The 15,163-nt window shown below is 43.2% G+C and carries 10 protein-coding genes and 1 pseudogene; 1 reads left to right on the forward strand and 10 read right to left on the reverse strand.

Annotated elements, in window-relative coordinates; all coding sequences use genetic code 11:
- Window positions 1–58: 58 nt before the first annotated feature.
- The 10 genes and pseudogenes from DFR44_RS10530 to DFR44_RS10570 form a co-directional block, all read right to left on the reverse strand.
- Complete coding sequence (locus DFR44_RS10530; protein WP_133621530.1) at window positions 59–211, reverse strand: transposase; 153 nt, start codon at window positions 209–211, stop codon at window positions 59–61.
- A 15-nt stretch (window positions 212–226) separates the two neighbouring features.
- Window positions 227–1,096 carry a 3'-5' exonuclease gene (locus tag DFR44_RS10535; protein ID WP_133621531.1) on the reverse strand — a complete coding sequence of 290 codons (870 nt, stop codon included), beginning with the start codon at window positions 1,094–1,096 and terminating at the stop codon, window positions 227–229.
- Between the two features lie 757 nt (window positions 1,097–1,853).
- Window positions 1,854–2,327, reverse strand: a complete 474-nt coding sequence (locus DFR44_RS10540) for a hypothetical protein (RefSeq protein WP_133621532.1) — start codon at window positions 2,325–2,327, stop codon at window positions 1,854–1,856.
- A gap of 2 nt (window positions 2,328–2,329) precedes the next feature.
- Window positions 2,330–5,092 (reverse strand): DUF927 domain-containing protein, encoded by a 2,763-nt coding sequence (locus tag DFR44_RS10545; RefSeq protein ID WP_133621533.1) that lies wholly within the window; start codon window positions 5,090–5,092, stop codon window positions 2,330–2,332.
- Between the two features lie 95 nt (window positions 5,093–5,187).
- Window positions 5,188–5,451 carry a helix-turn-helix transcriptional regulator gene (locus DFR44_RS10550; RefSeq protein ID WP_133621534.1) on the reverse strand — a complete coding sequence of 88 codons (264 nt, stop codon included), beginning with the start codon at window positions 5,449–5,451 and terminating at the stop codon, window positions 5,188–5,190.
- 709 nt (window positions 5,452–6,160) lie between these two features.
- On the reverse strand, window positions 6,161–9,256 hold the full coding sequence (locus tag DFR44_RS10555) for a type I restriction endonuclease subunit R (RefSeq protein ID WP_133621535.1): 3,096 nt from the start codon (window positions 9,254–9,256) through the stop codon (window positions 6,161–6,163).
- Window positions 9,253–10,416, reverse strand: coding sequence for a Fic family protein (locus DFR44_RS10560; RefSeq protein ID WP_162845254.1), 1,164 nt, complete (start codon window positions 10,414–10,416; stop codon window positions 9,253–9,255). The genes DFR44_RS10555 and DFR44_RS10560 overlap by 4 nt, the downstream gene beginning before the upstream one ends.
- Before the next feature lie 115 nt (window positions 10,417–10,531).
- On the reverse strand, window positions 10,532–11,776 hold the full coding sequence (locus tag DFR44_RS10565; RefSeq protein WP_133621537.1) for a restriction endonuclease subunit S: 1,245 nt from the start codon (window positions 11,774–11,776) through the stop codon (window positions 10,532–10,534).
- Window positions 11,773–11,895 (reverse strand): annotated as a pseudogene (locus DFR44_RS11485) (PDDEXK nuclease domain-containing protein); the annotation flags it as partial. The gene DFR44_RS10565 and the pseudogene DFR44_RS11485, both read right to left, overlap by 4 nt.
- Window positions 11,896–11,915: 20 nt before the next feature.
- Window positions 11,916–13,466, reverse strand: a complete 1,551-nt coding sequence (locus DFR44_RS10570) for a type I restriction-modification system subunit M (protein WP_133621538.1) — start codon at window positions 13,464–13,466, stop codon at window positions 11,916–11,918.
- 1,006 nt (window positions 13,467–14,472) lie between these two features.
- Here DFR44_RS10570 and DFR44_RS10580 point away from each other — a divergent pair.
- A complete protein-coding gene (locus DFR44_RS10580; protein ID WP_133621539.1) occupies window positions 14,473–14,847 on the forward strand; it encodes a hypothetical protein in 375 nt (124 codons plus the stop codon).
- Window positions 14,848–15,163: the final 316 nt, after the last annotated feature.

Here is a 15,163-nt window from a genome sequence, read left to right on the forward strand (position 1 = left end):
CTGTATTTCTTGGCTTTCATCGTAGTATTCCTTTTCTTGTGAGTTTAAGGACTTTTTTCTACTTTGATTCGCTTTTATTTTTTGGGATGATTACCAATGTACCGTAGTTTATACCCAAATCTCGAGCCACTTCCGCGTAACTCAGCTCTCCTGATAATGCTAAACTCACTGCCTCAGCTTTGAATGAGTCATCGTAACGATTGCGTTGCATTTGACACCTCTCTTTTTACGTTAAAAGGTGTCCGTCAATTCGAGGGCAGATCACTTCTTGCTTGAAAAAATTGACGATGAGTATAAGAAATAGTGCAAAAAAGAAAATTATATGTGCTTTATTTTTAAATATAAGTGAGAACCTTCGAACAAACATAGCAATAGAAGTAGCATTATTAACAGGCTTTTGAGTTTGAAGCGAAGTTGACGAAGGGGAACTTATAATCTTTACAGGTATTGGTGGTAACGCTTTCGTTTCTAGTTGGATACCTACTCGGGCTAAGATATCTCCACTATGAATATCGGGCGGCATGCTTCGCAACCCGACTGAAGCGGAGGTATCTATCACATTTCGGTTAATCAGTTCGAAGAAACAATTTTTACAGGCAACAGCATCTGCCAATGCACGATGTTCATTGCTAAAATAATTGTTAAAGAGTATTAAATGAAGTTCATAAAGCCTAGGGAACTTATACCCTTTACCTCTCTTTTTTGGCAGCTTACAATAATTAGTTGATTCTTTCATTGTACAAAAGCCTTCAACAAAACTTATTGGATTTTTCTCACCAAGAAGCCTGTATTCCTTTGCCATAACTTTGTTGTCAAACTCAAGATTATGTGCAACAACCGCATCCACGGTTTTCAAATCTTGAGAAAACTCATTAAGAACCTGGACAATATCAACACCCTCTGCAATTAGCATTGATTGCGTAATGCCATTATATTTACTTGTCTCAAGAGGCATAATAAAACCGTTGGGTTTTATTAAATAATTACGCTGATGTATTATTGCCCCACTTCCGTCACAAACCAGCCAAGCAATTTCAACCAAACGCATCGTCGCGAAGTCTATTCCCGTTGTTTCAGTATCAAATATCAAGTACATAGTAAGACATCCATTTTTAACATCAGATAAAATATTTACAAAAGCATTATTAAAGAAACAAGACAGACCACTAATTTATAAAACATATTTGGTCATATGTTCATTAAACATAAATTATTAATTAAAAAAGCCCTGTAATGTTGATTTTACAGGGCTTTCCGACTTCATCGAACACTGCCGATTTTGATTTTGGTGGAGGTGGCGGGAACCATATAAAAAACACAACCAATTGAAAAATAATAAGTATTTTTTATACTGAAAAAAAGTTACCCTATTTTTTACCCACTTTAAGAAATTCGCCTTGCTTATTGGATGGTATTATTTTAACTGAATAACACTATCGCAAATAATTTTTGCCAAGTAGCAAATAAAAGACATAATGCAATGAAACCAAGGTTGATAAAATCTTATGATTTAAACAATCATTGAATCACGTCAATACCAAGTTCTGTGGCTCAAGACAATCGCGTCATTTTATGAGTTTACTGGGTTCATCTTCTGAATGTATGCTTGTCCATTTTTTGTTAGATGCACCACATCATTTGGAATTTAAAAACATGGTTGAGTTTTGTTATGAATTACATTACACCTTAACATGTGAACAACACGCGCCACATCAAAGCATTACGCGCTCGAATATATAGAGTTTATTCCTGCTTATAGGCTGTTTTTACAAAGACCAATTGTCTTTACAAATCAAACACTTATAAAAAAGCCACTCCACCCATTTAAAACAACAGTTGTGTGTCAGTATTGTCTAACGTTTTATGGGGTTTTGAGGCTGGTTAAAGGTTGAATGAATGCGTTCGCGCTCAAGTGCCTTTGTGTAATAAGCAATATGGTCATTAACGTTATAGTTTGGCAATTTATGCCGCTCATTCAAGCACCGCTGTCGCACGGTGTGACTTAAACCCTTGGTGTCACACACAGCATGAATCAAAGCCTCTAACTGGCGTAATTGTTCTTTTGTGTTCACTTCGTTTGGTTCATGGGTGTTGAGTGTTGTTGTGACATTGGCATCATGTGCTGATGTATGTGTTTTTTTAGGGGGAATTTGGGGAATGGGGGAAACACACCATTTAAACCCAGTCAATACAAGGCTTGACGGCTTTTTGAGAATAGGGGAATAGCCGTTATTTGTCCCCCCAATTCCCCCTGTTTTCTGTAAAACAGGGGTGGCAACTTGCATTTGGGCTAACGTTAAAATCTCGGCCATATCCAACGTGCTCATGTTCAGCCCTCCAATAATCGACCATTCACCACATACAGGTGCAGTTTGAATTGACCAATGGTTTGCTTGGTTGCCCGCCGTAGCCGTCCCCCCTCTATGCTGGTGCGTAAAAAACCCTCTTCATGTAACGTCTTGAGCACCGCGTTGACTGATAGACCTGCACACACTTGTTTTTTGAACACATCGGGAATAAACAAATACTCCCAACGGGCTTGCCCGTTTGCATCATGACTGCGCCGTCTCCAGCCCGCTCGTTCGAGTGGGTTATTGTCATGGTGTGCCTCAACCTCGCTAAACTTACTATCGCCGTAACGCAAGATATAAGAACGCACCGATTCGAGCATGGCCTGTTTTTCTTGGTTGGCATAACCGCTCGGGCGTGATTCAACCCAGTCTTGATAACAGCGAATTGCAGCAGCGGTCGCCTCACCCTTGGGCCAGCCTGTGATGCCCCATTCACTGGCATATTCACCCGCAACGGCTATCAAACCAAAGCGTTGAGCCACACGGTGCGCTTGCCCCTCAGCATCGGGTGGCAATACTGTAGCAATGAACTGTTCAATATAACCGCCAATCTCCGCCATAATGCGTGATTTGTGTTGGGTACACCGTTCAATGAACGCCACCCCCGCCGTGCCGTAATACTCGGATGTTGCGGCATTGAGTGTTTGAGCGAACATCGCACCATTGGCATGACCGTGTAACTGTTCAAACACACCAAATCCATTCGGCACTTCTGCCTGTATCTCGGCAAATCGTATTTCTTGTCCCGCATGAATCACCTTACCTGCTTCCCCCATGTGTTGCTTAAGGTCAATCTCACCATTGGATAAATACAGCAGTTGCCATGTACGCACCGCTCGACCAGTGCCACTGCGATTGGCTCGGGCTTTACCTGCCCCCGCCGACAACATGTAAATGGTATCACCCACCGTTTTAGGGGAAGCAAGGCGCAACTCATCGAGAATGAGCAAGCTGTTATTGCGCAGCGCAGCCATGCCCTCAACCGCATTATCGGTGGTTTTCCAAGAACACAAAAATCGGTTCATGTCCTCTTGTGCCGAAGCACCAAACACCGAGGCCGCCGCTTTAATGACCGTGCTTTTACCTTTAGACGAACTGCCGATAAAATGCACACCGCCGCCCTCAATGCCTGCCAAGGGCAACAATACCCCCGCAAATGCCATCGACACAGACAGCACGCATCGACTGTTGCCAACACACAAAGAGGCCACATGCTCGCGCCATAACGCCAATGTGCCTTTAGTACTGTAAGGGTTCGCTTCATCGTCAGACGTTTGATAAATGGCCATTTCATGGCTCTTGCCAATGGTGCGATGCGGCAACACATAAACATCGTTGTACCAACCTGTTTTGTTGACACAACGCGCACGCGCAGTCGGTTCACACGATGCAACGTACTTCGCCAATAGATTCAATTGTTTGGCTCGGCTATCAACCCGCAACCCCTGAGCCATCAATACCTTTTGTAATTCATAACCTTGCCCGATGGTGCTGTTGACAGGTGTTGCCCATTGATGCTCGGCTCTGTCTGCATCGTGCCAACGCAGTAAACGCCCCCAATCATTGCCGTTTCGGTCACGGGTCATGGCGACCACATCCAACCGACTGCACAGCCAAAGGCTATCGCCTGCTTCATCAACGCAATACACCCCCTTGCGATTGACCACATAGCCCTTGGGTACGCCGTCTATTTGTTCGAATGAGTGTAGGGTGGCTTTCTTGACGGTTGACTTATCCATTGAATCCCAATCTGTTGGCGCATCATGCGTAGGCTCAATCGGTACGGCTTGCAATGCCGTGCGCACCGCCTCTATGCCCGCCAACGCATACAAATCGTTAAAATCAGTGGGTTCGTGGCTCACATCCAACCCCTCAAAGCTTGGCATGACAAATGCAGCTTCAATCGCCTGTGCCGCTTGTGTGCCATAAACTAAACCGCTGTTATGGGGTTTAAATTGGTCGTTGTCGCTGGCAATGATGATGCGTTGGGTGGTGGGCAGTGTCTGTTTGAAGTGTTGCGCGACACTGAGCAGTTGCCCATCAGAAAACGCACACACCACATGACAGCCCAAGGCTTGGGCGATGGTTGCCCCTGTGGCATAACCCGTGGTAATGACTGTGGTGTCGTGTTGGTCTGGGCTGTTGATGGTATAAACCCCGTCTTTGCTGCTGCCTTTGAATCGTTTTTGTGCTCGGTATGTTTCATCGGCATAATCGAGTGGATAGATGCGTTGTACCGCTTGAATGGTTGATTCGGTTGGCTTGTACAAGGGAATCAGTAGGATGTTGTCAGAGGTGACGCGCAGTCCCGCGTGAGCAACGATGCGTTTGCGGGTCAGGTACTCATGTTCAGTGCATGGGGTGGCGTTGTTATACAGTGCTTGAGCCGATGCGACTTTGTGCGCGGCTTCTGAGGCTAGGCGGGCTTGGTGCTTTTGAGCTTGTGCGGCAAGATAGGCACGGTCTTGTCGGGTGTAGCGACTTTTGTGTTGACTGGACCAACTCACGCCAAGGCCATTATCAGGGTGTTCATGAAAACATCCATAAGCCCCATTGGGTAGATGTCCATCCACATGTAGAAAGTATCGTCCTGATTGGGCATGGCCTTTGTCGTGTGGGCAGGGGACTCGGTGGATGTGACCGTCTGTGAGTGGTGTGCTGGGGAGTTTTAAGCCATAGGCCTGTAGCTCTTGTGCGAACTGTTGTTCGGGGGATTCGTGGTGTGACGTGTCTGTTGTCATCTAATATCTCATGTCAATAGGCAATACACCGCCACGGGCTGCTTAATGTAGCCCTGTGGCAGTCCTGCGGTTTGCTTAGTTTGTTGGGGGAGAGTTTAAGCGGCGGCTTGGGTGCGTTCGTTTTCTAAACGCTGCACCAGTGCCTTGATTTGTTCGTTCGTTTGACCTGCGACACGGGCGGCTTGAATCGCCAAGACTTCGGATGTGAGCCAGCCGCTCATCTTTTCGCCTAATTTGATGGGCTTGGGGTAAAGCCCAATAGAGACGTGGTAGTGAATGGTAGAAAAGCCCACCCCGATGAGTTCTTTGACTGCTTTGATGCGTAAGATTGGATTGTTGACTGAAATTAAGGTGCTCATACTGCGTCTTTCTAAAATAAGAGACCGAGCCGCCTGTTGAATATGTCCTGCGAGTGCTGTGTTCGTGTGTGTGACATGCAACGTTTTTAGTTTTTAGCTAAACGATTTTGCTTGCCAGTAGACGGGGGTTGTTTTACACTTGACACCTATTGATTATCATTGATTAAATGGTATTCAATTGAGTGTGGGGTGTTTGAGTGTAAAAGCAAAGCAGACCATACGATAACAGGCGGATGCCTCCGTTTGTAAAGCAAGGCGTGGTTATCGCAAAATAACTTTGCCCTGCGACCCAAGCCATTTAATCTGCGCCCTGAGAAAGTTTGGATTAAGTGGCTTTTTTATTTGCTGTTCGCTGACGGTACAGTGCCTTTTATACGGCTCTGCGTCTGCGCTACAGCAATGGCTCAATTGTACCGAAAAAGCCTTTATGTGCAAGATGACGCGAAAAATATATTTATAAATACCGCGATTTCGTTCCGCAAAATCACTAACAAAAAGCATGGTTTTATGCCGTTTTAAGCAGAATTGCGGAACTTTTTTAATGTCAATTTGTCGAATGTCGTTTAATGGTGTTGATGTGTGTTGATGGTTTTTAACCTGTCACAGCGGACTGTTTTTAGGGTTAAAGTCCGTGGTTGAATACATGAAATGTGTTGTTGAAATCACACAGTATTATGCACTCGACATAGCTAACATCAATATTTGACTCTCAAATTCCACCGACGCCTTTAAACTTTTCAACAAAAGCAACAATCTTTTGAAACACAGTTTGTTTTTTCGTCATGTACTTCGGATTGAGTGGACTCATTTTCGGTAAAGCCTCGTTCAAACCAGTACCGTTCTCACTGACATATTCCCGCTTTAGCGATGTACTGATGAATCGCTTAGCCGCTTCTATGTTGAGACCCTCGCTATCAATCAATTCTTGAATTTCCCTTGTTTGCTCTGCTTTAGCAAATTGAAAAAACGCATCAATGATACTGGCTTTATCGGCAATGGCATCTAAGTTCGTTTGATTAATAAAATCAACCACCAAACTTTCTTTGGCACGGTTGCCTAAACTGGCGCGAATCAGACGGCGTACTTCTTCAATCAGGGCAGTTTTGTCTTTAACCTTCTTGTTATGCTCAAAAATCAAGCCCAAGATGTAATCAAGATTAATTTCTTGCGACTTGAGTAAGTCAACCTCAAACTCGACATCCGCCCAATCAATATCTGATTCTCTGTGTTGATTGGCAGATTGTTCACGACGTATCCAGTCACGAATGTCGTTGTAGCTTGAGCGGTAGTCTTGAACGAGACGCTCCGCAGGCACTTCAATGGCCTGCATCTTTATAAAATCTTCATCGCTGATATGGTGCTCCACCTTAAACTGCGCCACAGCCTCTGGATCAGAAGTGTCCAAATCCTGTAGCACTTTTAAGCTGGTAAACTGGTCATAGTTTTGCAGCACATGCTCAACACGCAAATACTCGCCAAAAAGTTTAGCAAAATCCCTTTTATCCTTTTCCGTCACAATCTCGTCAGGGTTAGGAAAACGTGCCTTCAATTCGGCAACCACTTCCAAATAGCCGCGACGCGCCTCACCTGTTACTTTATCGGCAAAGCCCTCCATATAGTCCGTATAACTCTTCTCTAACACCACGTTTTTGGTATTGGCATCACCAAACAACGTAATGGCATCAATGGTCGCCTGCTCCAAATCACGGAAGGTAATGATATTGCCAAAGGTTTTGGTGGCATCATAAATGCGGTTGGTTCTTGAATAAGCTTGTATTAAACCGTGATAACGCAAATTTTTATCGACAAACAAGGTGTTGAGCGTGGGCGCATCAAAGCCCGTTAAAAACATCCCCACCACAATCAGTAAATCAACCTCTTGATTTTTGACACGTTTAGCCAAATCTCGGTAATAGTTCTGAAACTCGTTGCTATCTACACCGTAATTGGTTTTGAAATAGCTGTTGTAATCTTTAATCGCCGAGTTTAAAAACTCCTTGGCGCTCGCATCCATCGCGCTCGGCTCAAAATTCTCATCGGCAATTTCACCCGCCGCACCTTGTTCTTCATTTGCGGCAAACGAGAAAATCGTCGCCACTTTTAATGGGTGTTCGCTATCGCTTTGCAGTTGTTTAATCGTCTCGTAATACAACTTCGCCGCCTCAACACTACTCACTGCAAACATGGCATTAAAACCTTTACCCGCTGCGTTTAAGCGATGGGTCTTTTGTTTGAAGTGCTTTAAAACATAGTGTGATATTTCGCGAATGCGCTCAGGGTGCAACAACGCTTGTTTATTTTCAGCCGCACTGAGTTTTTTCTCATCCTGTTCTTGCTCAATGGCTTTAAATTGCGGGCGCACATCATTGTAATCGACCTTAAATTTCAAGACCTTTTCATCACGAATGGCATCGGTAATGACATACGAGTGCAGCTCATGCCCAAACACGCTGGCCGTGGTTTCTGCACCCAAAGCGTTTTGCGGAAAAATCGGCGTGCCTGTAAAGCCAAACTGATAAAACTTCTTAAATTTCTTTTTCAGGTTTTTTTGAGCTTCACCAAACTGACTGCGGTGGCATTCATCAAAAATAAACACCACTTGCTGCTGATAAATCGGCAAGTCCTCATCGCCTTTCATCAAGTTATTCAGTTTTTGAATGGTGGTGACAATGATTTTATTATCGTCTTTTTCAAGATTACGTCTCAACTCAGCCGTACTATTCGAGCCGTTTACACTATCTTTTGAAAAGCGTTGATACTCTTTCATGGTCTGATAATCCAAGTCTTTGCGATCCACCACAAAAAAGACCTTATCAACAAACGCCAACTCTGTCGCCAATCGAGCCGCCTTAAAGCTCGTGAGCGTCTTACCTGAACCCGTGGTGTGCCAAACAAAACCGCCGCCCTCGCTCGTACCCCATTTCTTCGACTGATACGCACTTTGAATCTTCCACAAAATGCGTTCGGTCGCCGCAATTTGATACGGGCGCATTACTAAAAGCGTATTGCTCACATCAAACACCGAATAATGAACCAACACATTAAGCAAAGTGTGTTTCTGAAAAAACGTAGCGGTAAAATCTTTTAAATCATTAATCACCTGATTGTCCGACTTCGCCCAATTCATCGTGAAGTCAAAGCTGTTTTTATCTCGCTTCGTGGTGTTGGCAAAATAGCGCGTCTTTGTACCATTCGAAATCACAAACAACTGTACATACTTGAACAACGACTGCTCTGAATTAAAACTCTCTTTGCTGTAACGGTGAATTTGATTAAACGCCTCACGAATGGCAACGCCGCGTTTTTTAAGCTCAATATGCACCAGCGGTAAACCATTCACCAAAACCGTCACATCGTACTTATTGGCATGGCTGCCTTTCTGTTCAAACTGATTAATCACTTGCAATGCGTTCCGAGAGATATTCTTTTTATCCAGCAGATAAATGTTTTGAATATGCCCATCATCAAATACAAAATCATGAATGTAATTGTCGTGAATCTTGCGGGTCTTGTCGATGCTGTTGTCACTCGGCTTATCCAAGAACTCAATCACAAAACGTTGCCACTCGTCATCCGTAAACTGCACATGATTCAAAGCCTGCAACTTATCACGCACATTCGCCAACAGCTTATCTTGGCTATTCAAGTCGGTGCGGTACTCATAGCCCTGAGCTTGCAAGTCGCTCACAAACTCGTGCTCCATATCCGCCTCAGTTTGATAACCGCCGCCCGTTTGGTCGATTTTGGTGTATTTGTCGAGGATGATAAAATTATTCGATTCTGCGATGGGAGTGGTCTCGTTCATTTTGCAACCCTTGCTGTATTCAAAAAATCAGATACAAAACCATTACGCTCCAAAACCTTCATCACGCCTCGCAAAAGATAATTATTAATGAATTTAAGCGTATATATTCTGCCGTTCGGCGTTGTTGACATGATGATATTTTTATCCTTCAGTTTACCCATGACTTTTGACTTTTCTTTAGAACCCTCAATGCCCAAAAGGCTCAACTCTTCTGCTTTCATACTTAAATCTTGTTTATTGATGAGATAGTGCAAAATATTAAACTCCTGCTGAGTAATATGCTGCTGATCCAGAGCATATTTCAAAACAGGCAACAAAATCTCTGACTTGACATATTTCACATCAAGTAAAGAATCAATTTTTTCAATTTCATTTTTAAGCCCCAACAAAAAATATTCACACCAACCTAAAACATCCCCATCCTTAAGGCTGTCCGCTTTAGACAACATCTCATAGTACCTGTCTCTATCCGTATAAAACACCGAAGAAGGGTTAATAATACGACCTTGCTTAACCTTAAACCCCAATTTGATTAAAAACGCATAATTAAGCAACCTGCCCATTCTGCCGTTGCCATTATCAAAAGGATGAATATACTCAAATCGATGATGCGCCACAGCCACCATGAGCAATTGATATTGCTCCCTGTGTTCAGAGTTAATAAACTGCACAAAACTATCAAAATAATCTTGTAATTCAGGGTAAGTCGGCGGCGTATGTCCCGAGCTCTTGATGCGAACAGAGTGCCGTCGTAGCTCCCCAGGATATAGCGAACCCTCTCCAGAAGGGGGCGGAGTTAAATCCTTGGTTAAAATCTGATGCAACTGCGAGATAAACGCCCGATCAAAATGCGTTGATTCATCGGTATAATCTTCTATAAACTCAATGGCTTTCTCAAGATTTATAATTTCATCGTTTGCTTCATCGGGTTGGCTGGATTTCTCAATAATTTGCTCAACATACTCCGCTAGTGTTGTGTTGTTTCCTTCAATTCGGGCACTACCAAGCGTTTCTAAAATATGGAAAATATTTTTGAGCTGAAAAAATATATATGGCGGCACATCACCACCCAATCGCTTGGTTCTTAATTTTTCCAAGTCCAAAATAACGTTCGCCAAATTACTGCCCCAAAGTGGGTCTGGTATGCTTATGCTGGTCATATTACTTCCACCCTCCATTATCCTTACTTCCAAAAAGAAACCTTTAATGCCTGATTTTAAAAGATTTATTAAACAAAAACTAAAAAATCACTTCCGTTTTTGCATTTTATTACTTCTACTTTTGGGGCTTTGGAAAGCTCAGCAACAACTCTCGATAATATTCGTACTGCTTTTGGCGCAATTCGATTTCGCGGGGCAAGCCTTCGGTGAGGGAGTTGGTTAGGGCGTCGAATTTGTCGAGGATGGCGACGATGCGGGCTTGTTCTTCAGGTGAAGGCACAGGGATGACCATTTTGGCTAAATCATCAGCATTCACACGGCGCACTTTTGTGCCAGTTATGTGTTGTTTTTTTTGCTTTTGAAACTGTTCCGTTTGAAAAAAATAAGCAACATATTTGGGATTTAGTTTGTGCTTGAAAATGCAGGCATCGCTACTTACAGCAATTTCGTCTTCTCCTAACCAAGCCACAGCTTTGCAAACATCTTCATCGTTCTCACTCGTTGTTGCTATCACTAAATCACCTGATTTAGCTTTGCGTGCTTTTTTAAAAAAATCTTCTGAAACATATGTTTTAGTTTTATCTGCGTATGTACCGTAGTGAGTATAAATTTGTCCGTAATGAATGCAACCAACACCCGTTTCCGTAAAATCTTTTTTCTGCAATCCTCCACCACGAATAAATTCCCCCACTTGTTCATGTCCCATAGGTAAATGCGCAACTTTCCCCTCTTCAAAACTCAACAACTGGTCACGATAGTAGTTGTATTGTTTTTTGCGGGCGGTCAGTTCTGCGGTCAGTTCTGCGGTCAGTTCTGTAAAAGTGTCTAAAATCCGTACAATCTCCGCCTGTATCGCCAATGATTTTTCTGGGTTGTTTGGGCAGGGGATGGGGATTTGGAGTTTTTTCACAACCCCTGCATTAATATTGGTCTGAGATCCTGCACCCAGCGATTTAATGTATTCATATTGACTCAGCAAGAAATGGAATACATATCGATAGTTAGCGATGCTTTCATCAAGTTGAATATTTGCACATGCCTGATTTGTAGCCATAGGAATCTTGTTAATCCCTATTTTTCCTACCGTAGCCCCATACATTGCAACGATTACACAGTTTTCGGGTATCCAATTTGCGCTTGAGCTTTTTAGTCCAGTTTCCGTAATCTTGACGCTTGTATCCCAAATTTCGCCGAAATCAACCTCTTGGGTTCGCAACCAAGGAATGTCGCCACCGTAATAATCAGCAACACCAGTTTTAGGAGTGCCCCCAGATGATATTTTTATAGCAACATCTTCTAAAGCCTTCCACTCGACCTCAACCCCATCCAGCAGCTTGTCCAAAAAGCTCACGTTACTCATGCCTCGTCTCCCTGTAATTCGCGCTCAATTTGTTCAATACTGGGCAGGCTGCTCCCAAGGTTTTCGGGCAGGGCGCGGGTGAGCTTGATGTCACTGAGCAGTTCGGCGTAGCCCAAGGGCAATGTTTGTGACACCCCGCTCACGCTTTACCTCCTTCAATTTCAAACACGATGGCGTCAATCTCTTTGCGTAATTGGTCGATTTTTGCGACTGTGGTTTTGATTTCAGCATTGAGTTGAACAATATCAACCACCTCACGGGTGTCTTTCGCTTCAACGTAGCTGCTCACCGAGAGGTTATAGTCGTTGGCGACGATTTCTTCATACGGTACGGATTTTGCGAAGTGGTCGGCGTTGTCTTTGCTATCGAACACTTTCATAATCTCTTGAATATGCGCATCAGTCAGAATGTTGTTATTGGTTTCTTTCTTGAACAGACCGCTGGCATCAATAAACTGGGTGTTCATATTGGTTTTGTTTTTCGCCAGTACCAAAATTGTGACGGCAATGGGGGTGCCATAAAATAGGTTGGGGGCAAGCGAGATGACGGTTTCGACAAAGTTGTTGTCGACCAAGTATTTGCGAATTTGCTGTTCTGCGCCGCCACGGTAAAAGATGCCAGGGAAGCAGACAATCGCCGCGCGTCCTGAACTGGACAGATAGCTGAGTGTGTGCAACACAAAAGCAAAGTCGGCTCTTGATTTGGGTGCGAGTACACCCGCTGGGGCAAAGCGGTCGTCGTTAATCAGTGTGGGGTCGTCAGCACCTATCCACTTGACTGAGTAAGGCGGGTTGGAGACGATGGCGTCAAAGGGTTTGTCGTCACCAAAATGCGGGTTAAGTAGTGTGTCGCCCAGTTTGATGTTGAATTTGTCGTAGTTGATGTTGTGTAAAAACATGTTCATCCGCGCCAAGTTGTAGGTGGTGTGGTTGATTTCTTGACCGAAAAAGCCTTCTTCGACAATATGGGCGTCAAAGTGCTTTTTGGCTTGCAACAACAGTGAACCTGAACCACAGGCGGGGTCGTATATCTTGTTGACGCGGGTTTTGTTGTGCATGGCAAGCCGCGCGATGAGTTTGGAGACGTGTTGGGGCGTGAAGAATTCACCGCCTGATTTGCCTGCATTGGCGGCGTAATTGGAGATGAGGAATTCGTAAGCGTCGCCAAACCAGTCAATCGTGCTGCCCTGAAAGTCGTCTAACTGTATGCCTGCAACCCCTTTAATGACGGCAGCCAAGCGGGTGTTTTTGTCTTTCACTGTGTTGCCAAGTCGGTTGCTGGTGGTGTCAAAATCTGCAAACAAACCTTTGATGTCTTTTTCTGATGGATAGCCGTTGGCGGAGGCTTCAATTTCAGAGAAGATTTTTGCCAAGTCGGTATTGAGTGCCTCGTTGGCGTGTGCGTCCTTGGCGATGTTGATAAATAATTGGCTGGGGTAGATGAAATAGCCTTTGGTCTTGATGGCGTCATCTTTAATCTCTGCGGTCATCACATCATCGGATAGATCGGCATATTTGATGTCTTCGTCGTCTGCTTCGATATAGCTGGCAAAGTTTTCACTGATAAAGCGGTAAAACAGTGTACCCAACACATATTGCTTAAAATCCCAACCATCTACCGCGCCGCGCACGTCGTTGGCGATTTTCCAGATTTGGGCTTGAAGTGCTGCGCGTTGTTGTGTGCTGGTCATAACGATACTTTTCTTAGTTAGATTCTGATATTTCAATGGCCATGACGTCAAATTGAGAATCTTACAAAACATAGGTCAAACTATGATTGATGAGTACAAGAGTATTGCTATCAACTTAGAGTCTATTTTTATGCGCCATCGGTATTTTTGCGCTTATTTTAACCCAGCACAGGCTTACTACCCAACATCAGCAACTTTTATTTTTGTGTTGCTCTTTATCTTTGCATTCTCAATAGAAACTTAGCGGTATATCCGTTGCATGTATAAATTTTGTTGGCAATCTAATTTGCGCTTTAATTCGGATTGTTTAGTGTTGACTCATTTTTACGTCTATTTATCAAAAAAACTCTGTAAGCCTTGTCATTCCTGATTATTTCAAATTCAGGAACGACTTTTTTTTAGGGTGTTTTGCGCTCCTATAATCAATTTATTCAAGACATTCACAGCGAAATAAATTGAAAGGACCGCCAATGAATACAAACACTGCAAAACACAACTTGCCCGCGATTCTCACCACAAAAGAAGCAGCCCTTGCTTTGAACCGTAAACCTCAAACCTTGCGCAAGTAGGCGTGCTCAAAAAGTGGCCCTGTAAAACCGATATACATTAATGGACGACTGGCATGGCGTGCCAGTGACATCTTGGCTTTGCTCAATCCTACACACATCACACAGTCTTAAACCATGATGTAGATTCACTTTGTGGCATCGGGTGGATTTGCACAATGTGCGTCATCGTTAGCCCGCTAATTTGATGCCCATTTACCCAATGATTGTAGTGTGTCGATTGGCGAATTTACAGGACTTTTTTTGTCACCGTCACACGCGCGTGAATACTGGGGAATGGCATTTGTTAGCGGTCTCATTTCAGGTGTATTTAAGTGGTTTTTTATCCGAACTATTATGCTGGCAAACCTCAATAAATGTCGATAAAACTTTATTTTTTCTACAACATTCGCTAGTACATTCGTAAATCTAGACTAACTGATTATAGATAGGAGTCATGAATGTTTAAAAAGCAAAATATTTTGAAAAAGGTCATCGAATTTTTTCAAAACTTATGGATTAATTACAAAATATCATGCAAAAAATACCTAGAGAGATTGCAAAAACTGCCACTATATGTGCTCGTTTTAATGGCAATAGGGGTATGGGGATTGAGTATGTATTACAATTCACTGTTTAATGACATTTGGCCTGAGTATTGGCGTGTGATTTCACATAAGTCATTTAATAATTTTGGCTCGCTTGATTTTACAATTGGCTTTTTCTTACTCGCAATCAAGGTAGCAGCTACTTACTACCCTATGGAAAAATCATTATTTTTTGCTGCTTCACGAATTAGAATGTTAAGTCGTTTTAACTCTAAAGGGCTTAGATAAAACGATGCCAATTGAGGTCGTGATTAAAAAGGCATTTAAGACGCTACGGTCTAAGTGGCCGAGGCAATTCATGTCCAAACAATGCATGATATTAGCCAAAAATATGCAAGCTATCCTCTCGAAACTATGTACGCGATGCTTACTAATTATTGACGTGCATTAATATTGTATTTACTTTAGTCATTTAGCTAAAAAGTCGCGGTAACATGGGGCTACACCAGTGAAGCACAATTTTAAAATAAATATTTTTACATCATATGCCGTGTTTTTTAATAAAAACTCTAGCAATTCGGATATACTAGCCAAATATTTTGTG

Origin of the sequence: Hydromonas duriensis (assembly GCF_004363775.1) — a bacterium.
GTDB classification, from domain to species: domain Bacteria; phylum Pseudomonadota; class Gammaproteobacteria; order Burkholderiales; family Burkholderiaceae; genus Hydromonas; species Hydromonas duriensis.

What these genes read in the sequence shown, in the direction of transcription:
- DFR44_RS10530 (WP_133621530.1), bottom strand. Translation starts at nt 211, where the DNA reads ATGCAACGCAATCGTTACGATGACTCATTCAAAGCTGAGGCAGTGAGT.
- DFR44_RS10535 (WP_133621531.1), bottom strand. Translation starts at nt 1,096, where the DNA reads ATGTACTTGATATTTGATACTGAAACAACGGGAATAGACTTCGCGACG.
- DFR44_RS10540 (WP_133621532.1), bottom strand. Translation starts at nt 2,327, where the DNA reads ATGAGCACGTTGGATATGGCCGAGATTTTAACGTTAGCCCAAATGCAA.
- DFR44_RS10545 (WP_133621533.1), bottom strand. Translation starts at nt 5,092, where the DNA reads ATGACAACAGACACGTCACACCACGAATCCCCCGAACAACAGTTCGCA.
- DFR44_RS10550 (WP_133621534.1), bottom strand. Translation starts at nt 5,451, where the DNA reads ATGAGCACCTTAATTTCAGTCAACAATCCAATCTTACGCATCAAAGCA.
- DFR44_RS10555 (WP_133621535.1), bottom strand. Translation starts at nt 9,256, where the DNA reads ATGAACGAGACCACTCCCATCGCAGAATCGAATAATTTTATCATCCTC.
- DFR44_RS10560 (WP_162845254.1), bottom strand. Translation starts at nt 10,416, where the DNA reads ATGACCAGCATAAGCATACCAGACCCACTTTGGGGCAGTAATTTGGCG.
- DFR44_RS10565 (WP_133621537.1), bottom strand. Translation starts at nt 11,776, where the DNA reads ATGAGTAACGTGAGCTTTTTGGACAAGCTGCTGGATGGGGTTGAGGTC.
- DFR44_RS10570 (WP_133621538.1), bottom strand. Translation starts at nt 13,466, where the DNA reads ATGACCAGCACACAACAACGCGCAGCACTTCAAGCCCAAATCTGGAAA.
- DFR44_RS10580 (WP_133621539.1), top strand. Translation starts at nt 14,473, where the DNA reads ATGTTTAAAAAGCAAAATATTTTGAAAAAGGTCATCGAATTTTTTCAA.